The organism is Phocaeicola abscessus CCUG 55929 (assembly GCF_000312445.1).
Lineage (GTDB): Bacteria > Bacteroidota > Bacteroidia > Bacteroidales > Bacteroidaceae > Phocaeicola > Phocaeicola abscessus.
On the sequence record NZ_HE997184.1, the window covers coordinates 210,909 to 234,824 of the forward strand.

General features: G+C 47.5%; 14 protein-coding genes. 12 read left to right on the plus strand and 2 right to left on the minus strand.

Annotated elements, in window-relative coordinates; all coding sequences use genetic code 11:
• The first annotated feature begins 42 nt into the window (after nucleotides 1-42).
• Together BN102_RS07360 and BN102_RS10570 are read left to right on the plus strand one after the other, a co-directional pair.
• Complete coding sequence (locus tag BN102_RS07360; RefSeq protein WP_019208473.1) at nucleotides 43-2,028, plus strand: DUF3857 domain-containing protein; 1,986 nt, start codon at nucleotides 43-45, stop codon at nucleotides 2,026-2,028.
• Between the two features lie 7 nt (nucleotides 2,029-2,035).
• Nucleotides 2,036-3,562 carry a DUF3857 domain-containing protein gene (locus tag BN102_RS10570; RefSeq protein WP_019208474.1) on the plus strand — a complete coding sequence of 509 codons (1,527 nt, stop codon included), beginning with the start codon at nucleotides 2,036-2,038 and terminating at the stop codon, nucleotides 3,560-3,562.
• A gap of 111 nt (nucleotides 3,563-3,673) precedes the next feature.
• Here BN102_RS10570 and BN102_RS07370 read toward each other — a convergent pair whose 3' ends face one another.
• A complete protein-coding gene (locus BN102_RS07370) occupies nucleotides 3,674-4,252 on the minus strand; it encodes an RNA polymerase sigma-70 factor (protein ID WP_198006554.1) in 579 nt (192 codons plus the stop codon).
• Between the two features lie 16 nt (nucleotides 4,253-4,268).
• Between BN102_RS07370 and BN102_RS11295 the strand changes: the two genes are divergently transcribed.
• The 10 genes from BN102_RS11295 (at nucleotide 4,269) to BN102_RS07415 (ending at nucleotide 20,692) form a co-directional block, all read left to right on the plus strand.
• Nucleotides 4,269-4,448 (plus strand): FecR domain-containing protein, encoded by a 180-nt coding sequence (locus BN102_RS11295; RefSeq protein ID WP_412102415.1) that lies wholly within the window; start codon nucleotides 4,269-4,271, stop codon nucleotides 4,446-4,448.
• A 293-nt stretch (nucleotides 4,449-4,741) separates the two neighbouring features.
• Nucleotides 4,742-5,710 carry a ketopantoate reductase family protein gene (locus BN102_RS07375; RefSeq protein ID WP_019208477.1) on the plus strand — a complete coding sequence of 323 codons (969 nt, stop codon included), beginning with the start codon at nucleotides 4,742-4,744 and terminating at the stop codon, nucleotides 5,708-5,710.
• Between the two features lie 150 nt (nucleotides 5,711-5,860).
• Nucleotides 5,861-6,547, plus strand: coding sequence for a class I SAM-dependent methyltransferase (locus tag BN102_RS07380; protein WP_019208478.1), 687 nt, complete (start codon nucleotides 5,861-5,863; stop codon nucleotides 6,545-6,547).
• 221 nt (nucleotides 6,548-6,768) lie between these two features.
• Nucleotides 6,769-7,026 (plus strand): hypothetical protein, encoded by a 258-nt coding sequence (locus BN102_RS07385; RefSeq protein ID WP_019208479.1) that lies wholly within the window; start codon nucleotides 6,769-6,771, stop codon nucleotides 7,024-7,026.
• A gap of 495 nt (nucleotides 7,027-7,521) precedes the next feature.
• Nucleotides 7,522-10,779 (plus strand): SusC/RagA family TonB-linked outer membrane protein, encoded by a 3,258-nt coding sequence (locus BN102_RS07390; RefSeq protein ID WP_019208480.1) that lies wholly within the window; start codon nucleotides 7,522-7,524, stop codon nucleotides 10,777-10,779.
• A 20-nt stretch (nucleotides 10,780-10,799) separates the two neighbouring features.
• Nucleotides 10,800-12,437, plus strand: a complete 1,638-nt coding sequence (locus BN102_RS07395) for a RagB/SusD family nutrient uptake outer membrane protein (protein WP_036787690.1) — start codon at nucleotides 10,800-10,802, stop codon at nucleotides 12,435-12,437.
• Between the two features lie 469 nt (nucleotides 12,438-12,906).
• Entirely contained in the window at nucleotides 12,907-15,024 is a 2,118-nt protein-coding gene (locus BN102_RS07400; RefSeq protein ID WP_019208482.1) for a KamA family radical SAM protein, read from the plus strand.
• Between the two features lie 177 nt (nucleotides 15,025-15,201).
• Nucleotides 15,202-17,121: a molecular chaperone DnaK gene (gene dnaK / locus BN102_RS07405; RefSeq protein ID WP_019208483.1), complete on the plus strand. Its 1,920-nt coding sequence runs from the start codon at nucleotides 15,202-15,204 to the stop codon at nucleotides 17,119-17,121.
• 210 nt (nucleotides 17,122-17,331) lie between these two features.
• Nucleotides 17,332-17,886, plus strand: a complete 555-nt coding sequence (locus BN102_RS07410; protein WP_019208484.1) for a helix-turn-helix domain-containing protein — start codon at nucleotides 17,332-17,334, stop codon at nucleotides 17,884-17,886.
• Between the two features lie 88 nt (nucleotides 17,887-17,974).
• Entirely contained in the window at nucleotides 17,975-20,692 is a 2,718-nt protein-coding gene (locus BN102_RS07415) for a family 78 glycoside hydrolase catalytic domain (RefSeq protein WP_019208485.1), read from the plus strand.
• A 61-nt stretch (nucleotides 20,693-20,753) separates the two neighbouring features.
• Here the strand turns inward: BN102_RS07415 and BN102_RS07420 are convergent, their stop codons facing one another.
• The gene (locus BN102_RS07420; protein WP_019208486.1) at nucleotides 20,754-23,864 is read right to left on the minus strand and encodes a glycosyl hydrolase; all 3,111 of its coding nucleotides are present in this window, start codon (nucleotides 23,862-23,864) and stop codon (nucleotides 20,754-20,756) included.
• Between the last annotated feature and the right edge of the window lie 52 nt (nucleotides 23,865-23,916).

The following is a 23,916-nucleotide window of genomic DNA, read 5'->3' on the forward strand; positions in this document are numbered from 1 at the left end:
TCGAGCGATTTTTCGAGCTTACCGAAATTAATAAAATAAACCATGAAAAAGCTATTTCTTTCTCTGATCCTCGCCGCATCGCTCATGCCGGGGAGGGCGCAAAGCTGGGGGATGTTGAAGAAACAACTCGACAAACAACCGGCTTTGCAAAAGCAAGAGGTGGTCGTATTGCTCGACAGTATCGGCGTAACGGTCGATGAAAACGGTTCGGGCAACTTCGACATTCATCAAGTGGTGCAGGTGCAAAATCCTACGGGAGCCTTGCACTACCGCGTACTTAAATACGATTACGATCCGTTGACCGCCTTTGCGAAATTTACACGGGTTACCGTTTATAAGGCCGACGGAAGCATCAGGGACCTCGATGTAAACGCAGCCTGCGACTATGTAGCTCCGGCACGCGCAATCTATTGGGGAGCACGCCAGATCATGCTCGAAGTCGGGAAATTGGACAACGGAGATATTGTCGACTACGAAATCAATAAAAAAGGATTCACCTATGCATTGCTCGGCGCGAATCCCGGCACCAGTGTCGGAGCAGGCCTCGGAGGAGATATCGACGAACGTTTCGTCCCGCCTATGCGGGGACATTTCTACGACATCGTCCCCTTCTGGGTGACCTATCCCACGGTTTCCAAGGTTTACTCTCTCGATGCGCCGAAGGATAAGCACATTCAATACGAGTTCTATCAAGGGGAATGCCATGCTGCGGTCCGCATGACGAAAGATCGTCAGTTCTTGACATTCTCCATCTCGAACGTCCTGCCTTTCGAGACGGAGCCGAACATGGTCGCTCTGTTCGATGTCGCTCCTAAATTAATGCTTTCCTCCACCCCCGAATGGAAAGACAAATCGCTGTGGTTCCACAAAGTGAACGAAGACTACGGCAGCTTCGATGCAATGCCTGAAGCGCAGAAAAAAGTAGACGAACTCATCAAAGGCAAGCGAACGGACATGGAAAAGATCGCCGTCCTGACGCATTGGGTGGCGGATAACATGCGGTACTCCGGCATCCCGATGGGAAAAGGCGAAGGCTATACCTTGCACAATACCCGAACGAACTATACCGACCGCTGCGGTGTTTGCAAAGATAAGGCCGCCCTGCTGATCTCCATGCTGAGGATGGCAGGATTCGAAGCCTATCCCGCAATGACGATGGCCGGCTCGCGAATCGAACGTATTCCAGCCGATCATTTCAACCATTGCGTGACTGTCGTCAAATTAGCGGACGGGATCTACACCCCTCTCGACCCGACTTGGGTGCCATTCAATCGGGAACTATGGTCGAGCGCCGAACAGCAACAGAACTACCTGCCCGGTATCCCCGAAGGTTCCGACTTGTGCATTACTCCCGTCTCGGCGCCGGAGAATCATTACCTGAAACTGAACGTAAAGGGCGCCGTCGATGTCCAGGGGACGCTGACAGGCGAGTTTACAGTTCAAGCCGAAGGACAGACGGACGCTTCCGTCCGCCGCGTCTTTACCAGCGGTTTCATGACGCAATGGAGAAATGCGATGGAAAACGAGTTGCTTCGCGTTGCTCCCCAAGCCCAATTAATAAGCGTCGACTACGGCCACGATCCGAAAAACTATCAAGCCGGACCGATGAGGATCACCATGAAATTCGCCATCCCCGATTACGCCCTGACCACCGTCGAGGGCGCCTTACTGCTCAAACCCGTCAGCGGTCAACTCTACAACTGGGTCAAGACTTATTTACGCATCGATACCGACAAAGAATCCCGCAACTACGGATTCAGAGACAATTGCTCGCGCCTCTTGGAGCTGCACGAAACGCTCTCTCTGCCGAAAGGCTATAAGATGGTACAAGAAGCACAGCGCCTGAAGGAGGAAAGCAATGTAGCCGACTTCGTCGGTTCGATCGAGCAACAAGGCGACAAAGTTTCCATCAACCAGACATTAGCATTGAAAAAGCGCATTTACCAAGCGGAAGACTGGAGCGGATTCCGATCGGCCGTCATTGCGACAAAAGCGCTCTCGGACAACATGCTGGTGTTCCAAAAATAAATGAGTCATGAAGAAATATATGCTGTTATTCATCCTAAGCTGGCCCCTCGTCTTATCTGCGAAGGGACAGGCCTACGAAGCCGTATTCAACCGTATTGACGAAGCCTATACCATCAACGGCGACGGCAGTTCCGAATACCGCTACCGGAAAGTGCTGAAACTGAACACCCATTTGGCATTCAACAACCTGTACGGAGAAACATTCATCGCCTACAACCCTGCGTATCAGACGTTGAAGATTAACGAAGCCTATACGAAGCAGGCCGACGGAACGATCGTCCAAACGCCGGACAATGCTTTCAACCCTTCGCTCCCGCGCTTTGCCTCCGACGCTCCGGCATACAATCGCTTGATGGAAATGATAGTTACCCATACAGGACTCGAATTGGGCTGTACGATATACTTGGATTATACGATTTCGACGAAGACCGGTTATCTGGCCGCAACCGACTTTTACCGCTCATTCAACGATCACAGCCCCATCGAAGAATACCAACTGAGCATTACCGCTCCGAGCGATTTATTCTATCGACAAACGGTCAAGCCAGGTATCGAACCTCAGAGAAACGGTCGCACCTATATGTGGAAATTCAAAAATATTCCGGCCGTATTTCCCGAATCGAACATCGCCTCGAACACCATCCCCTTCTTCTTCGCCTCGACGGAACGAAGCGACGAGGCGCGCGCCAAAGCAATCGGCGATATGATCGCCGAAGCTGCCCGCGGTACGGTAGACAACTACGTGGGGAAAACCGAATTCTGCGGCATCGCGAAATACGTCGGCAAACAGGTCGACAACAGTCGAGTACCGCTCTATTTGGCAAACAGGATCCGCACCCCGCAAGACGTTGCCGACAGCGCTTACGGCACGGCAGCGGAAAAGGCCGCCCTCTTCGCTTCGCTATTGAAAACCACCGGTACCGAGGGGAGCATCGTTTGCACTTTCCCAAAGAACGTCTCCCCCAGCCTACTCACGCTTTCGAACATTTACATCAAGTCGGGTAATAAACTCATCTCGCCGGTCGACGGTTCGGAAAACGAAACGAGCCGGCTAAGCTACCACAATCAGCTGTGGGTCGATGGAAACCGACTTAAGATCGATCTCGTTCCCGAGCAAGTAACTTATGCGGTAGAAAAAGATTTGAATACGGAAGAAGCGGGACTGTCCCAAAGCGGCGACTATCTGGTATATACCTTACCCGTTCCAGACAAAGGCTTCGATACGTGGAGAATCAAAACCTTGAACACGGAACGCAGGCAGACTTACGAAATTCCCACGATGCTGGACGAGACTTGCGAGTATACCCTCGTCCTGCCCGAAGGAAGAACGTTAGCCACCAAGCCATACGATCGGACGATCCGCAACAAGGTCGGCGAAGTCAGACTCCAACTCGTTCGCGAGGAGAACAAAGTGAAAATCGCTCGCCATATCCGACTGAACGAGTACCTCATCCCGACATCCTATTACGCAGCCTTCCGCAGCTTAGCCAACTTATGGAATAATCCGGCTTACCGATCCGTTATCCTCAGGTAAGCGAGACCGTTCTTTGGTGAAAGAAGTGTTTCCCCGGGTCCTACAATACCGGAGAAACACTTCCTAAACACGCTTCGATGTCAGCAATGTTTACTTAATGTATAAACATCTCTAACACGATACCGAAAAATAAATGCACGACAAGAGTAAAAACAGATTGTCTTCATTATTAAACATTTCGCGCAAGATCTTCATGGATTTATAAATATGTGTTTCTACCGTTCGCGGCGATATTTGCAGAATTTGGGCGATTTCTTTCGCTTTCAACCCCTGTAAATAACTCATGCGGATGCACAGTCTTCCTTTTTCAGGCAACTTAGCGATGGCCGTTTTCAATTCTTCGTATTGCTCATGGTTGATTATCCGTTCGAAAACGGGATTGTCGTAGGGTGAAAAATAATCCAGCGCCTTTTGCATGATTTCCATTTCTGCATGTCTCTCCGTCTTTACCTGTCGATGCTTTAATACGTTTAACGCTCTATTGTACACCATTTCATACAGCAACGAAATAAATGAATCCTCCATGACGATGTTTTCCCGGTTTTCCCACACATAGATGAAAACGTCCTGCACAATATCTTCGCCGGTTTCTTTATCCACAAACCGGCATGCATAGTACAACAGGCGCGGGAAATAAGCATGGAAAAATGCATTCATCACCTTTGAACGCATCGGAATCAAACAGATCATCGAAAAACTCGAATACATCTATGGCGAGCGGATTATCCTGCAATTGATGCCGGATGCCCCTTTTGTTAAAACATATTCGGGAGCTGTCGCACGGGAAGATTCGCTGGAAAATGTGCTGAAAAGTCTTCAAAATGTAATCCCTTTTCATTTCAAGAGGGTCTCCGAAGGATTTGTTATCTCAATGGAAATCGAATAACATATTAATTCTTCCGGGATTGATTTAATAATTGCAGAAGTTATCTCGAAATCAACTTCTGTTAATTGCTGAAGATTCATTACGTTTAGTGACTCTATGGAATAACTTGGGACATAATTAACGTGAGTTCGATATAAGATCTGAATTTATTTGATTGAATAATAGGAACATAGCGATAAAATATTAAATTTATAGTGCCAAACATAGCATTTAAACGATTACTACTATATTCACAGAGTCTAAAGTTACAGAGATTTATATTATATTTGCACAAATCCTTAACATATATCGCAATGAAAATCTTGATTTACGGAGCAGGTGTTGTGGGCAGTACATACGGTTGGCTGCTCCATGAGAACGGAAATGACGTGACCGTACTTGTCCGCAAGGAGAAGAAAGTTGCTTTGGCTGGAAACGGTATCCATATCGTCTGCCAAGATTTCAGAAATGACACAAAGGGTGTGTCAGATGTTGTGTTCAAGCCACATGTCATAGACGAATTGCCAGCAGACAACGATTTCGACTACATCATCGTGGCCACGAACAAGTTGCAGCTTCCGAGCGTGCTACCTGCATTGAAAGCCGGTGCGGGCAAGGCAAACATCGTTTTCTTCCAGCACAACTGGGATGCTTTCGACGAGATTGCATCTTATCTGCGCCCCGAACAGTATTTCTTCGGCTTTCCCTTTATGGTGGGCGGGGAAAGGAACGGTTTAGAGATACACAGTTATATTTCCGGACTGAAATATTCCTGTACTCCTTTGGGCGAAACGGACGGAAGCGTGACCGAAAGGGTAAAAACTTTTGCGGAAATATTGAAAAACGCAAACCTGAAGCCTTATATATCCGACCGAATTTCAGTCTGGCTCATCTCCCATTACGCCACAGCTGCCGGACTCTCCGCAGGTGTCATGTGTGCAGGAGGTGCGTCGAAATTCATCAAAAACATAGATATGCTCAAAACAGCAATACGCGCCATCCGCGAAGGGTTTGCCATTTGTCGGAAGAAAAGAATAGCCCCCAAAGACGAGAAAGCGAACAGACTCTACCGTCTCCCCTTGTTCCTTGCCGTGCCCATCGCCCAAAAAATATATGCAGACGAAGCATTGCAAAAAATGTTCGACGGGCATGTCACTCATTCACCCGACGAAATCCGACAAATGCTGGATGATATGATTGAAGGCGGAAAGACGTACCGCGTAGACACGCCTAACCTTACTGCAATGAGGGAACAAGTCGGCTGTATTTGCGCTGTGAGATGACCGCATAAGGCATACGGATAGCAGTGCTGACGCATCGCAATAATGCAGATAGTTCTCAATCCCTATAATGTATACATACAGAATGGGTAATTCACTGGGAAAGCTGAGACGTTCTTGTAGAATTTGAAACGACCGATTTAAATAATTGATATGACACAGAAAAATTCCTATACTCGATTGATAAATCGCTACGACGATGTTCTGACAGGTCGTAAATGGTGGTCGTGGCTGTATATGCACTGCCTCTGGAAAACCGACGACAATGCCGTTGCCCGAGAAGTGCTGGAAATGATTCCAGACAATTTTCGCGGCAAGATGCTTGACGTGCCTGTGGGTACGGCCGTTTTTACCTGCGACAAATACCGTCGGATGACAAAGGCTGGGATTACGGGGTTGGATTATTCTCAGGAGATGCTCAATATTGCACGTTTGCGCTTCGACGAAGCGGGAATAAGGCATGTTGCTCTGCAGCAGGGCGATGTATGCGATTTGCCTTTTCCCGGCGACCATTTCGACCTCGTGCTCTCGATGAACGGCTTCCATGCCTTCCCCGATAAAGAATTGGCATTTGCCGAGGTCTCCCGCGTACTCAAATCCGGCGGCACGTTTTGTGGATGTTTTTACATCAAGGGAGAACGTAAGCCTGCCGACTGGTTTGTCCGAAAGGTTTTGGACAAAAAGGGACTGTTCATACCTCCTCATTATACACGACAGCAAGCCGAGGAGAAACTGCGTTCCCTGTTCGGAGCAAACGTGGAAGTAAGAAACGAACGATCCATACTGATTTTCAAATGTGTCAAGCCGGATACGGATAGTTATTCACGAAAACAGTTGTGATTTTCAAGGAAATATGACATCATATTTTCGTATATTTGCTGGTGAATGAAAACAGTCGGTACCAACGACGGAGAAAATCCCTATTTCTTTCACTGCAGTGGATGAGACTTTCGCAGCGAATTTATATCAATAACATTTTAATCGATTAAATAGATAAACAACGATTAATTAATATATAATGGAAGTAAGAGTAGAAAAAGACTTTTGGGAGATATTTCCCAATGCCGAAAATCGGTCTGTTGATGCTGACCGGAGTAAATAACCGCTACGACGAACGCGAGAAGTATGAATGCCTGCTGGAAACGGCGCAAGAGAAAGCCAAAGAGTTCATTCGCGAATCGGAGTTTGCCCAAAATGCCCGATCGCGGAAGTGTGGCTATGAACGTTGCCTATTCGTTTTACTTCAACAAAGTAATATGTGTACCGGTCGTAGAAACCCTTATAGGGCAAGGCCGTTCAGTACGCCCTGTCAAGGGTGATTAGTCGGAATGCTGCAATAAAGTTCCCCCCTCACGAAAACGATCGCCTTCAGGCTATCTCGCAGGTAGAGCTTCTGAAGAACGACACGATTATCCAAGGACGACATATCCCTTGCAAAAGGACATATCGGTCTGTGCTTTATAACGACCAGAATGATGAAGCGATTGGCTGAACCGATAGCATTCGAGAACTTGCAAGATGTTTGATGTACGGATCCTTCATCCTACAGGCAGGTGGGGCTGAGAGACGGTGTGGCGAATTGGAAGAATGCGACAGTCATCTTGGCCGAGCAGTTACTTTTCATAAAAAATATTAATTTTACTCCCGACCAATGTAAACTTTCGTTTATTTGTAAAATGTATAAGAACCGAATTTTAGTACGATTAGTAAATGCGATTGCATGACGACCGATGAGAATGATTGAACATAAAGAGGGTATGTTCCTGATTCCTGTTTGTAAGTCCCTCTAATTATCAACCTTAATATCTAATTAAATGAAAAGACAAAGAAAGAATTTAATCGATGTATGCATCGAACTGATGCTTTTTCTCGGTTTACCGTGGAATCAGGCATTAGCTGCATCGACATCTTGGTTGCCGGTAGAGGTCGATATCCCTCAACAACAAAGGCGTGTAACCGGTATAGTGAAAGATACGTCGGGCGAGCCGATTGTCGGTGCCAATGTGTTGGAAAAAGGAACGACGAACGGTACTGTCACCGATATAAATGGGAACTTCGCCTTGGATATTTCTGGAAATATCACTTTAATTATTTCTTATATCGGGTATGATACTCAGGAGGTCTCCATGGAGGGTAAGAGTGCTCTTTCGATCATATTGAAAGAGGACGCCAAACTGTTGGGCGAAGTGGTCGTCTTGGGTTATGGGGCCAACGCTCGTAAGCAAGATTTGTCGGCATCGGTGGGTGTGGTGAGTAATGCCGAAGAATTAGCCGTTCGGCCGGTAACCTCTACCGAAGGCATGTTGCAGGGGCAGTTGGCGGGTGTCACCATTCAATCGAACGGCGGTGACCCGACTCATTCGCTCAATATCGTTATTCGCGGACAAGGTTCGCAGAAGGGAGACAATGTGCTTTGGGTAGTGGATGGCGTACCCGGCGCTCCCATCGCTTCGATGAACGACATCGAAAATATCGTGGTACTGAAAGACGCCGCTTCGGCTGCCATCTACGGCGCGCAGTCAGGTGCGGGAGGAGTCGTGTTGATTACGACTAAAAAGGCTAACGAAGGTACTCCCGCTTTGTCGTACGATGGTATTTACGGCATTCGTCAAGCCACTAATCTGATAGAACCGTTGAATGCACCACAGCAAATAGAGATGCGCAAACTCTCGTATGCCAATGCGGGGCTGACGCTTCCTACGGGATGGGATGTAACTAAGAATCCTTGGGTGGGGACTACGCGTACGGATTGGATGGACGCTATCTTCCGCAAAGCTTTTTATCAACGTCACAACATCGCTCTGAACGTAGGTGCGGAGAATTATCAAAGCCGCTTATCGTTTGCTTACGATGACGATGAGGGCGTATTGATCAACACGTTCAACAAGAATCTTTCTCTTCGCTATAACGGCAAGATCAAACTCAATAAATGGGTGACCGTCAGCGAGGATTTCGTGTGGAAAAACACCGAAGTACGTTCCAAGGATACGGATAACGATGGATATACCGGCCCTATTCTTTCCGCTGTTTATATGCCTGCCAGCGCCTCCGTCTACAATGTGCTCGACGGTAGTTACGGCGGTACTACGACTGAAGATCCTGCATATATCGCTCAATACGGTTCGAACTTCGCCGATATTCATGGCGATGCCGTGAATCCCGTCCGCCTGTTGAAAGCGGAAAACAGATATGATAAGACCAGCGAGCTCTGGAGTACGACCAGTCTGGAGATTGCCAATCTGGTTCCCGGGCTGAAGTTTACCAGTCGTTTCACGTATAACTTGGATAACAATCATTATAAGAATTTCAACCCCATCCGCGACGAAGTAGGCAAGCCGGTGCTCTCGAACAGTCTGACGGAGACCACCTTTCGCGTCGATACTTGGCAAACGGAGAATACGTTGATCTATGATAAGACTTTCGGCGAACACACGTTAGGCGCCTTGCTCTCCACTACGGCCGATCATTACAGTCGACGAGGCTTCGAAGCGAACGGTAAAGATTTCGCCGATGAGTCGGCTTTCCTGCAATATTTGGCTTATGCGGGGACGACCAAGGCCATCGATTATTTAGTCGGTCCCGACGCTAATGTGTCATTGATTGCCCGTTTAGCCTATTCGTACCATGATCGTTATTTTTTGACGGCTTCCTATCGTCGCGATTACGCTGGTCGCTTACCGAAAGAGAACAACTACGGAGACTTTCCCGCAGTGACGCTCGGATGGAAAATCTCCAATGAGCAGTTCTTTAAGCGAAGCGCTATGATCGACCTGCTGAAATTACGAGCGTCTTGGGGGCGCGTAGGAAACCTGGGATCTATTCCCTTCAACTATAGATCCGCTTTGTTGAACAAGTCATCCTGGGCGGAGCAGGCGCAATACGGCGTAGAGGTTAACAAACTGTGGGATAACTTCGTGTACAATGCCACCGCGTTGAACCCTCACCTGACATGGGAAACCTCCGAACAGATTGACGTGGGTATTGACTTGGAAATGTTCAAAAGACGCTTGTCGCTCTCAGCAGACTACTTTAACAAACGTACGTATAACCTCATTCAACAGGAAACGATGAACTGGCCTTCGACCATTGGGATAGATCCGATGTTCGTAAACAGAGGAGAGGTGCGCAACCGCGGCTTCGAAATGCAGTTGGATTGGAAGGACAGGGTGAATAAAAACTTCTCGTACTTTGTATCGGGAAACTTCTCTTACCTGAAGAACAAAGTGACCGATATCGGCGTGAAGAATGCTGACGGAACGCCGGGAGTGTGGACAGGGACGACGGATAGATACGGTGCCGAAACTGACGGTAGTTTCCGAGCCGTTCCCTATACCTATCAAACGGGCGAAGGCCAGCCGTTGAATTCTTACTATCTGTATAAAACGGACGGACTTTTCCACAGCGATGAAGAGGCGGCTGCATGGAATGCCGCGCACGGAACATACAAGATCAACGCCGAAGGGAAACAGGAATGGGTAGGGATTCAACCCAACGCCAAAGCTGGCGACTTGAGATTTGTCGATACTAATCAGGACGGTATGCTCACCGACGCGGATCGGCAGTATATGGGCAACGCTACTCCCAAAACGACTTTCGCCTTTACGTTGGGATTCACTTATAAGAAATTCTCGTTCAGCACTATGTTACAGGGCGTAGGCGGTGCACAGGCGTTGTACGTGGGGAAATACATGTTGTTGAGCGACGTGGAAGGGAATTTCAACCGCTCGAGCGAGATCCTGAATGCGTGGAGCCCGAGGAATACCGGTTCCGACATCCCTCGCCTGTCGAAGAATGACCCGAACGGAAACTTCTCCAAAGCTTCCGACTGGTATTTGGAAGACGCCTCTTATCTTCGTCTGAAAAATGTGACTCTCTCTTACGACTTGACCGATCTGCTCCGCAGATGCGCTCATCTGAAAGAGCGTAACAGCCGCATAACGGTATATCTCAGCGGTGAGAACCTGGCTACCTTTACTGACTATTCGGGCATGGATCCCGAATGCGGTGGCTGGGATGCCATGAAGTATCCGGTATCGAGGGTATTCTCCGTAGGAGTAAAGTTAACTTACTAAGTATGAAAGGAAAGAAAACGATGAAAAAGATTATAGCATATATCGCAATGGGTACAGCATTGCTTATGAGTTCGTGCAGCGACTTCCTCGACGTGCAGCCCGAAGGCGACGCCACTACCACGACTTATTTTACGAGCGACCGGCAGGCTATCGATGCCGTGGATGCACTGTACGAGAGATTTCATCAGGAAGCGGTTTATGGGCGCGAGCTCTTTTGGGAACAAGGCGCCGCTTGCGATGTGGTATGGGGAAGGACGCGTAGCTACCCCACATTGGCTACCTTCAAATACACGGGCGATGAATCTCCTTTGAGAACTGTCTTCGACAGGATGTACACTGTCATGGCGCGTTCCAATTGGGTGATCGAGCAATTGCTGCGCAAAGCCAACTCGTCAGCCTTGTCCGCCATTGAAAAGCGCAGTTTGGGAGAAGCTTACTTCACGCGTGGATGGGCGCATTTCCTGATCGCTTATCGGTACGGTACCGACAAGCAGGGAGTGCCCTTCGTACGCTATGAGGATTTCGATGGTGGCTACGATAATTCCATACCACCCCAGCGGGAATCCGTCGTCGATAATTATAAACTGATTATCGCGGACATGGATCTGGCGGCGGAGTATCTGCCCAAGTTCGAAGAATACGAGGTCGACGACAGAGGCCGCGCTCATAAGGCGGCGACCGTGGCTTTCAAAGCGAAAGTATATGCTTATTGGGCTACGTGGGATGCGACGCAATGGAATCAAGTCATCGGCATGGTCGATGAATTGGAAAACGTATATGCACGCGGTTTGGCTGATACCTTCGGACAGGTGTTCTCTTCGGACTTTGCCGACTTCTGGAACAAAGAGTACCTGTGGAGTATCCCCAGTACCGGCGGCTCGACAAACGGCGGTTCCGAGTTCCCGGGCGTTGTTCTCGAAAACAAGGGTTGGGGTAAATATAACGGTTGGGGGCAAAATAAACCGTCGTATGACATCTATGCCGAACTGCTGAAAGACGGTAAGGGCAACGACCGCTTGCTGCGAACGGTGCTGGAATACGGGCAAGCATTCCCGTTCCTTGGAGAAACGCGCCTGTTCTGGTCTACCTCCGATGTCGAGGCAGGCTTCATGATCAACAAGTACATGGATCCGTTCAAGCATGCCGATGCCGCTGATAACGGATACATCAGCACGAACGGAGACTGGCCGACAACACGCCTTAATTTTCCCGTGATTCGTTTTGCCGAGATGCTGTTGTTTCGCGCCGAGGCCTACTTGATGACCAACCGGGCGGACAAGGCCACCGCCGACCTCAACCGACTGCGCCTTCGCTCCAGACTCGCTCCGTTGATAGGCACGGCTACGATGAACGATTTGTATCATGAACGCCGTTGTGAACTGGCTTTCGAATTCACCGACCACCTGTTCGACCTCAAGCGTTGGCATCGTTCTGTGAATGTCGAAATCAAAGCTTTGGCCGCTGCCGAGCTGAAAGCGCATCCGCAGGTACGTCATTACACGAATCGGCAAGATCCGACATCGGACTGTACGGTGGGCGATTACGAAGATTACAAGGATAAGGCCGCTTATCAGGATTACATGATGGTATTCCCTTACCCGTCCAAACAAGTGATCAACTCGAACGGCCGATTGAAACAGAACGAAGGCTATCATTGATTCTCTTTCCTCGAAGTGCGAAGGAGGTAGGCGATTCATGACCGATTCTTGACCGCAAGGTTTTCTTATCCTATGGACGCTTGCGGTTGTTCTTCCTCCTTTCGCAAAGAGGAAGAAAATCTGCTGTACCCGCAACCGATAGCGGCGCATGGAAAATATGACATCGTACACCTGTACATTGATTGATAATTTTATAATTTATAACTTTGATACGGGTATGGAGAAAGATCGATAAGACGTTGGTTCTTGAAACCGTGACTAACATTCAATCCCCATACCCTTACATCCGAAATTTGGATAGTCATATTTCGGAGCAACCTTCGACCACCCTTCGGACAGATGTGTTGTTCAAAGCCTCGATATTTTTATTCGAACGGACGTAAAATCAAAAACTTTTACGTATATTTGGGAAAAAAGGCGTCCATCGCCCTTGCAAAGCATGTTTCGCTAACCGTTAAATATATCGCCAATGAAGCATCAGAAACACCCGCCGGGAAATATCAGAGACCTGTTTGAAACCCGTTTGCCGTTTATTGGCGAATTGGCAATCGCTTGCAGCAACGTCGCTCAGTTTAAGGAAAAGCTGGCTGCAAACCTATTGACAGATGAAAGGATCATTGATCAGGATGCGAAGGAGAATCTTTTCCGCCTGATGGAATACGACGGAAGAACCGTTTGGGAATTGTCGGAAGAACGTGAGGTCGAAATATCGACGATTGAGCTGCTGTGGCAATCTTTTCGCGACGGTGCCCGCGAAATCGGCGTAACTGATGACTTCCTCTGGGACATGTATCATCAGTTTGAGCGACTCTACGCGGGCGAATCGGATAAACCTGCCAAACAAGAAGTGTTTCAATGGATGGAGCGATGGCCCAGCGGACTCGATAAACAGGTGTCGGAAATCCGGCGAACGAACCGGGAGCGTATTGTCGACTGCCTGATTGCCAAGATCGAGCATCGCCATGCGCACCGCAGCCCTTACGTGTTTCCCGAAGGCTTCTCGCTGGGGCAGAAACGTCGACAGGTCGAAGCCTGGTGGGACGATTATCGTTTCCATCTGTCGTTGGCTATCCGTTCTCCTCGCGAACTCAACTTCTTTTTAGGCGGGAAACTGTCGGCAGAAGTCCTTGATCTCTACCGTCGAGCGGTGAATAAAGGGATGCCCGTGTTTGTGACGCCTTATTATCTCTCCTTGTTGAATGTGGACGACAATCGAGGGTACGACGATGCGGCCATCCGCTCTTACGTGATGTATTCGCCCGAGCTCGTAGATGCTTTCGGACATATCAAGGCTTGGGAGCGTGAAGATCGAGTGCGTGCCGGCGAACCGAATGCAGCGGGGTGGTTGTTGCCGGAAGGGCACAATATCCACCGACGTTATCCTGATGTAGTCGTATTGATACCCGACTCCATGGGAAGGGCTTGCGGCGGGCTCTGTGCCTCCTGTCAACGCATGTACGGCTTTCAGAAAGGGAACCTGAACTTCGAACTGGATGAACTTCGGCCAAAGGAAACGTGGCAGACGAAGCTGCACAGGCTCATGCGATACATGGAGGAAGACAAGCAGATACGCGACATCCTCATCACCGGCGGCGATGCACTGATGAGTCAGGATGCCTCGTTGCGCGTGATTTTCAGCGCCCTTTGCAACATGGCCATGCGTAAACGCAAGCGCAATGAGAAACGCCCGGATGGACAAAAATACGCTGAACTTCAACGAGTGAGAATTGGTACGCGTCTGCCCGCCTATTTGCCCATGAGGGTGACCGAAGCGTTGACGCGCCTGCTGGACGAATTCCGGCGCAAAGCCTCTGTCGTAGGTGTGCGTCAATTCTACGTGCAGACGCATTTCCAAACACCACTCGAGGTGACCCCTGAAGCGAAAAAAGCCATCCGGAGGTTGCAGTCGGCAGGATGGATCGTCACTAATCAGCTGGTGTATAATGTGGCCGCCTCTCGGCGTGGACATACGGCCAAGCTTCGCCGCATCCTCAACTCGCTCGACGTGCTATGCTATTATACTTTTTCCGTAAAGGGCTTCGCAGAGAATCACGCCGTCTTCGCACCCAACAGTCGCTCTCTTCAGGAGCAACAGGAAGAAAAGGTGTGGGGCAAGGTCGACAGGGCGGCGCAACGAGAACTGATCCGTACCTTGTTTGCGGCAGGCGGCTCGCAGGGAGTGATAAGCCGTTTCTGTCGAACTCATCGGGTGCCGTTCCTGGCTTCCGATCGGAATGTGCTCAATCTGCCCGGCATCGGCAAAAGCATGACCTTCCGGCTGGTGGGCATCATGGCTGATGGACGCCGATTGCTCGAGTTTGACCACGATCACACGCGAAAACACAGTCCGGTCATCGAGAGATTTCCTAAGGTGTATATCTGTGAAAACAAGTCCGTCGGCGAATATCTCCGACAACTCGCCCAGATGGGTGAAAATCGCAATGAATATCGTTCTATTTGGCAATATACGGAAGGGGAGACCGAACCTCGTTTCCCTTTGTACGAATATCCTGAGACTGGCCTCCGTACGACCGACGAATATAATCATATCCGTAGCGAACCGATCCTCTCGAAAGATGAAGCCTGAATGCCGAACTCTCGTCCGTTTGCTTCGAATGAGACGAAACTTACGGAATCCTGCCAAACTGTCAGCCGATTAAAATGTTTCCCTTAAAACGATAAATGGCATAACCTTTGTTCTTTTACAGGCGTGTCCTGAGGGCATGAGACAAATAGAACAAAAAAACAAATAAAAATATGAAATATGGGAAAGATTATAGGTATTGACTTAGGTACTACAAATTCGTGTGTAGCTGTATTCGAAGGGAATGAACCGACGGTAATTGCAAATAGTGAGGGCAAGCGTACGACTCCTTCTATCGTCGCATTCGTAGATGGCGGCGAACGTAAAGTCGGCGATCCGGCTAAGCGTCAGGCCATTACGAATCCGAAACGAACCATCTTCTCGATCAAACGCTTTATGGGAGAGAATTGGGAACAGGTTCAGAAAGAGGTCGCTCGCGTACCTTATAAAGTGGTGAATCAGAACAATATGCCTCGTGTGGACATCGACGGCCGACTTTATACACCGCAGGAAATATCGGCGATGATCCTTCAGAAAATGAAGAAGACGGCAGAGGATTATCTCGGACAGGAAGTAACGGATGCGGTGATTACCGTGCCCGCCTATTTTTCGGATTCGCAACGCCAGGCCACCAAAGAGGCCGGACAAATAGCCGGGCTGAATGTGAAGCGCATTGTCAACGAACCCACGGCCGCGGCATTGGCCTACGGCTTGGATAAAAAGAATCGGGATATGAAGATTGCCGTATTCGACCTTGGCGGCGGTACGTTCGATATTTCTATCTTGGATTTCGGCGGCGGCGTCTTCGAAGTTCTTTCGACCAACGGCGATACGCACTTGGGAGGCGATGATTTCGATCAGAAGATTATCGATTGGCTGGTTGAGGAGTTTAAGCATGATGAAGGAGCAGACCTTAGGGCCGATCCGATGGCGATGCAACGCCTGAAAGAAGCTGCGGAAAAGGCGAAGATAGAATTGTCTTCTTCCACATCGACGGAGATCAATTTGCCGTATATCATGCCGGTGGATGGAATGCCGAAGCATTTGGTCAAAACGTTGACGCGCGCTAAATTTGAATCGCTGTGTCATGAGTTGATTCAAGCTTGCTTGGAACCTTGCAAGAAAGCAATGGCTGACGCAAACCTGTCGACCAGCGATATCAATGAAGTCATCTTGGTAGGCGGTTCTTCTCGAATCCCTGCAGTGCAGCAGTTGGTTCAGGATTTCTTCGGGAAAGCTCCTTCTAAAGGCGTGAATCCAGATGAGGTAGTGGCTGTCGGTGCTTCTATTCAAGGTGCGGTTTTGACGGACGAGATTAAGGGCGTTGTGCTCTTAGATGTGACACCATTGTCGATGGGTATCGAAACGATGGGCGGAGTTATGACGAAATTAATCGATGCCAATACTACCATTCCTTGCAAAAAAAGCGAGGTCTTTTCTACTGCAGCTGATAACCAGACGGAAGTTACTATTCATGTATTGCAGGGCGAACGTCCGATGGCGGCTCAAAACAAGAGTATCGGTCAGTTTAATCTGACAGGTATTGCACCGGCCCGCCGAGGAATTCCTCAAATTGAGGTTACGTTCGATATCGACGCGAATGGTATTCTGAAAGTCTCTGCCAAGGATAAGGCAACGGGCAAGGAACAGGCTATTCGCATCGAAGCTTCGTCTGGTTTGAGCAAGGATGAGATTGAACGTATGAAGACGGAAGCTCAAGCTAATGCCGAGGCAGACAAGAAAGAACGGGAGAAGGCGGATAAACTGAATCAAGCCGACTCCATGATCTTCACGACGGAGAACCAATTGAAAGATTTGGGAAACAAGGTTCCCGCAGATAAAAAGCCGACAATAGAAACGGCCTTGCAAAAGTTGAAAGATGCGCATAAGGCACAGGATTTAGCCGGGATCGACACCGCCATGAATGAATTGAATGCCGCATGGCAGGCCGCAAGTGCTCAGATGTATTCGCAGAGCGGTGCTCAAGGCTCTCAAGAAGAGGCCCAACAAGGTCAACAGCAGACTAATAATCAAGAGAGCACAACCAATAACACGAACGGCGAGAATATCCAAGATGCCGACTTCGAGGAAGTGAAATAATTACGCTCACAAACGAGCATCAAACAAATAGTAAATAGCAGTAAGATAACAACTTACTGCTATTTTTATTTTCTATAGTTTCTCGTATTTCTTCGTTTTTCATCGATTTTAGTCTTATATTTGTACCATATTTGTGCCGCGACTTATTAGTGTATAACGTGCGACTTAAATAAAAATAGTAATTGATTATCAGACAGATAAAAAAAGCATATGCCAGCTGCAAAATTTCAGATTGAGCGAAAGTGCGAATTGTGTGGGGAGACCTTTCTTGCCAAGACAATCACATCGAGATATTGTTCTATACAATGCTCAAGGTCTGCGTATTCACAAAAAAAGCGAGAGGAAAAGTTGGAAGAGCTGCGGCGAGAGAAGGCCGCAAAGGTTCCCAAGGATCAACCCTACCTCTCTATCTCCGATGCTATTGCTCTATACGATGTTTGCAGAGATACGTTATACCGACTCGTTAGAAGTAAGGCTCTCCGAAGTTATAACTTAGGAAAAAGGATGACTCGCATCTGTAGAGAGGATTTAGAACGCAACTTTAATCTGAGGCCTGTTGGTGAGCAAAAGCCGAGAAGAAATGGGGCTAAACTCTACAACCTTGAGCCAGAGTATTGTTACACGATTGGTGAAATAACAGCCAAGTTTGGTGTTACGGAAGGGACAGTATATAAGCATATCAGGAAATTTTCCATTCCCATAAGGCAGATTGGCAACTATGTCTATGCCCCAAAATCTGAGATTGATAATTTGTATAAGCACTAACCTACGACATACAGGAGAAAATTCATTTTGTTGGGGGTTATCATCGTTTATTTTCAGTAACTTTGTATAAAATCAATTTTCAAAAACTATGAAACCAAGAAATATTATTATTGCCTTACTCACAGTAAGCTACATCACGGCAACAGCAGCTATCAGGCCTATAAAACTGACTTGCGAATATTTAGAGAATCCCATGACCATTGACGCACAGCATCCACGTCTTTCATGGATTAACATCGCCGACAAGAATGAGAATGACCAATGGCAAACCGCCTGGCAGATACAGGTAGCCTCGTTGCCCCAATCGCTTGCACAGGGAAAAGCTGATCTGTGGGACTCCGGACGGACTGACGGTAACACGTCCACTATCATCCCATACATTGGCAAAGCATTACGGTCAGGACAAGACTGCTACTGGCGTGTACGCGTATGGGACAAAAACGGTAAGGCATCAGCATGGAGCAATACGGCAAACTGGCACATGGGACTGCTCGACAAAAGCGACTGGAAAGCCCAATGGATTGGTGCGCCGTGGGATGAGGAAGATGCCACGGTGCGCTCGATAGACAAAAATGACAAGCCTGCGCCATTACTGCGGAAACGCTTTGATATCAGCAAAAGCGTAGAGAAAGCACACATCTACGTTAGCGGCTTAGGATATTTCGAACTTTACATGAATGGTAAGAAAGTGGGAGACGACGTGCTGGTGCCCAACCAAACTGACTACACGCACCGTCCCGACATAGAACGGAAACGAGTCAGGATAGACAACAAATTCAAAGGTTACCGCGTATTGTATCTGTGTTACGATGTGAAGCCATATCTACGTAAGGGAAACAATGCCATCGGATGCCTGCTCGGATGCGGGTTCTTTAACTCCTTCAATCCTGGCGACTTCATCATTCCATACGCCTCCCCACGCATAATAGCCCAAATGGAGATTGAATACAACGACGGAACTAAAGAAACTATATGTTCTAACACATCGTGGGAAGTCAAAAAGAGCTTTATCGTCTCGAACGGTATCTATACGGGTGAGCACGCTGACGGACGACTTATTGACCGTAACTGGTGCTGCTCCACTGAAGGCTGGCAACAAGCCGTGGAACGCAAGTCACCTGATGGACAGCTTGAAGCACAGATGGCATATTCAGACAGAGTGAATAAGGAAATGAAACCCTTGAGCATCCAAAAGATTAGCAGTGACAAATGGTTCGTCGATTTCGGCGAAGAGATTGCCGGCTGGATACATCTGAAAAAGATGAATGGTAAACCAGGACAAAGGATAGACATACATTATATATATGAAACTAACAGCCCTATACCAAACAAAAATTCAAACGCATCTCCTGGGAACGAGAATGTACCGCCGCAAGGCACTAACAGCTATACTCTAAATGGAAACAAAAATGAGGATTATCACGCACATTTCGCTTGGTTTGTGTTTAGTAAAGTCATAATCAACGGATGGGAAGGTGAGCTGAAAGCAGATCAGATAACAGCAGAGGATATACATACAGAATTGCCACAAACCGCACACTTTGCTTGTTCCGACACGCTGATTAACAAGATACAAAAAATCTGGTGTCGCAGTCTCCTTGACAATACGCATGGAGGTATATTCAGCGATTGTCCACACCGCGAACGCATCGGCTACACTGGTGACGGGCAAGTAGCATGTGAGACCGTGATGTACAACTATGACGGACGAGCCGTCTACACCAAATGGATGCGCGATATTCTACTTGCTCAAAACCCTACTACCGGATACGCGCCCAACGCTGCACCTTGGGAATCGGGAGCAGGAGGCGGTCCGGAATGGGGAGCAGCCATGATCATTATCCCCTACACTTTCTATCAAATGTATCACGATGCCGATATACTAAACAATAACTATAAAGGTATGGTTGAACTGATGAAGTATTTTCGCAACTGGGTAGACGAAGATGGTATCATGCTACATAACTATTGGGACTGGGACAATCCTATGGCACAATGGCTGAACTTAGGCGAATGGTGTGCCCCAACATCCGTACTGCCTCGAAAAGCTCTTATCCATACCTATTATTATTGGCTATGTGCCCGCAACATCTCAAGAATCGCCGCCGCCATAGGCAAATACGAGGATGCAAAGCAATATGAAGAACTGGCGGAACATACACGCAAAGCATTTCACAAGCGGTTCTACGACCGTGACCTGCGCACCTACGGCGAAGCCGGAAGCAACATCTTCGCTCTCGACATGGGCATTGACAATAGGAATCAGTTGGCTGACGTACTGAATACCCTGAAAGATGAATTGAAACGGAACAACGGACACCTCAATACTGGAATCTTCGGAACGAAACTGTTCTTCGAAGTACTCACCCGTTATGGTCTTAACGAGGAGGCCTATGAAGCCATGACCAAGATCGACTTCCCCAGTTTCGGCAACTGGATCAGACAGGGAGCAACGACAACATGGGAACAGTGGAACGGCGGTGCATCGCATAACCACCCGATGTTCGGCGGTGGGCTGACATGGTTTTATCGCTGTTTGGTAGGTATCGACATTGATTTCATCAAAAATGGTGACCGCCACTTTGTCATCAAGCCCTATCCGCCGAAGAATGTAAGCTGGGCAGAATATAGCAACGAGACCCCATACGGCAAAGTAGCCGTAAGATGGGACAAGATCACTACAGGATATAAACTGCAAATAATTGTGCCAGTGGGTTGTACGGCAACTGTTATACCTCCCGGAAAGGACGGCGTAGCAAATACACGACAATTGAAAAGCGGCAACTATATCATAGATTGCTTATAACAAAAAGGCATCCTACCGAATCAAAAGGATGCCTTTTCCTCTTTCTATAACCATATCCAACTTAATCGGAATATACATCAAAATCTTCCATCAAACCGTAATCTATGAAGTTATAAGCTGAAGGATCAATAGGTTTCTCAACGTTCCTCCAATTCCATGGAGAAGCTAATCCTTTGGACGGATTGTTATAATGCGGCCCGTAGAGATTATACAAACTACCAATCACATGAACGTCAATCATATTTTCTCCCGATTTCAAATACGGTGTAATATTTAGATTATTGGGCTCTTTAAATATGACACCAGCCTTTTCTCCATTGACAAACACTTCTGTAGCTGTTCCGTTCCACTTATTCAACTGTATGAAATAATGAACGTTGCCCTTGTCCACACGATAGGATTTCGAGTAACTCATACCCCAAGAATAAAACGGCAACTTCTGATCTTTCCAACTTCCAAGACCAAACGTCGGAACAACTTGACTGATGCTCCATCTGTCACTGCCAGGGATGACAGAAAAGTCACCTACCACATATATCTGTTCAATTTCGGCATACACACTCATCGAATTGATACTCACTTCCACATCATTCATCCCCGATCGAACACTCTTCTGAATATCATACACTCCGAAATGACGATCCAACCACCATGTTCCAGGAATGGACTTGATTTCCATTCCGTTCATCTTAACCGTAAACAAACCGGAATTCTCTATCACTAACTGGATGTTTTCAAAGTCGGCGGCTCCGACAACGTTAAAGTGATAAGTGGTCACAAATCCACCGCTCCGCACCGTGTCCTTGTCCATCACATTCCGCTTGTACTGAATGGAATGGTTCCACGGGTTCCCGCTCCTGAACCCGTACGCTTTGTATGCCAAATCCGCCGCCTTGTAGAAGTAGATGTTCCGGTAATCCTTGCCTTTCAGACTCAAATTGCAAAAATCTATCGGCAGCACATTGTCCTGTAAACGCGTAACCTTTACAGGGAACGATGCTTCCAGCTTCGTTCCTCTCTCAAATTTGACTTCTGTCGGATATTCCTTTTCCAACGGTTTATGCGAGACATACAGGATCAAACTTCCACAAGGCTCAATCTCAAAGGAAGCCTCTAAACCTCTATCGGAAACATGGCTCGGATAACCGTAGACTTTTCCTTCCAAGGCATCCAACTTCAGTAAAGCAGTACCTTTCATTCGAATAATACCTCTTGTTGGTTGATCTAATGATGAATTGACCATGAATACAAGTTCGCCACCCTTGTATTCTCTTCGCTGATGATACAAGTCTCCGTTATGATAAGAAATGCCGAAGTCTTTGTCTGATAAGTATCGCCTTACGACATCGGGCTCCAATTCTGTCAGATGGATTACCGACGGTTCGTCTAAGAGCGAGGAAAGTTCAGAACTCGCTTTACCTCCCACCTCTTTCGGCTGAGAAAAAGCGATCAATTGACCTCCCTGTGCAACAAAATCCTTCAGTAGCCAAAATGTGGATACGTCGACTGACTCCATCATAGGAGGAAGCACCACGGTAGTGTAGGATGCCTCACCCACTTTCAGTGTTCCGTTCATTACACTGCCGTTACCTCTTATGATAGCCTCAGAACCTAAGTCATACTCCACTTGCGCCATCTCCAATTTGGTCACGAAGCGTTGAAAAGCAACACCAATGTCCCATATAATCGAAGAACAGTTGTTCACGGAATAATGGCACCAAATGGTAGTAGTAGGTTCAATAACAAGTATCTTATTCTTTTGGATCCCATTGCTTAATAACATGGACAGCCGACCAAAATAATCATTCACAACATAATAATCATTCCACCAAGGAGAGACAGAAGAGAACTCTGGTGGGTAATCATATTTTCTAGCTCCTGTCAAAGTCATATGGGAAAGATGCTGATTCATAAAGTTGACTCCCAGCACATATTCCCAGTCGCCCAACCGCTTGAAGTCGCGTAGAGATTCGTCCCAGCCGCCTCCGCCATACGTCTCACTCAACACGCGCTTGAATCCTTTCTGGTTGGCTACGCTACCAAGCTCCTTCACGCTGCGAATATTGCCGAACTGCCCTTGGAGACTGTCCTCGTTCAGTTGATTGAACAACATATCGATAGCAGGCATCTGATGCCACTCGTACATAGCCATGTTGTCCGGACCGGAATCGATATTCGGCCAATCATGTTCCCAATAATGCCCTGTCCATTTTAGGTTATGCTTCTCACAATAGTCATGGTAAGGCTTCGACCAATGCTTAATGAACAAGCTAAGCAAGGTTGAGAAATAATCGTGTCGTACTCTTTTCCAATCACCAATTTCCTCATCAAGTAAAGGCAAAAGAGTTTTTAAATCATACCCCCATTGAGTTTTAAACGTATCAAATAATAAAGGAGTCCATCTTATCCCTCCAGAAGATGGAATTTCCGGTTCATCGGTAAACACACCCAGTATTGATCGACCAAATTCCTGACCGAATCTTTTTTGATAACCATCCATCGTAACCGCGTTGAATTTTTCTGTTACGCCGGGAATCATTAAGTCAACATACGAATAACCACCATACCAATCGGAATTGCTATAATAAGTTTTCTTATAGAGATAATAATCACCTGTTTCCCCTTTATAAGAAGCCTTATCTCCCGTAATATCAATCCATTTATCCTCCTCTTTTCGTAAGCAAAGAAAATAACTGTCAATATCTTCTGGTAACAACATGACTTTCTCCAACTTCAGTCCTTGTCCCTGATTAAAAGATTCTGGCATATCGGCAGGAACATGCCCGCCTCCAAATCCACTAGGATAGGAATTCTCGTCATAAATCCAAACCGTCATTCCTTTCTCCTTTGCCTTCTCTATGGCATAAGCATATAAGTCAAACCACTCGTCAGAGAGATATTCCGTTATCAGTCCTGGACGCGGATGGATGATAATTGCCCCCGATCCCTGCGACTTATATTCGTCAATCATACGGGCAATGTCGCTCTTCGTCACCTTGTAGTTCCACACCATAAATGGTGCAGTACGGTATTCAGAAGGGGGATCGGCAAAATTGGAAAGCAATGCATTAAAATCTAATGTCCTTTCCGTTTGTCCAAAAGTGGACATGACACCTATCAATGCAAATGCGATAAACAACAACAGTCGCTTCTTTCTTTTAAATGTCTCCATAACTTTACCATAAAAAAGTCCTTATAGCAGGAATTATATATTCCATGCTACA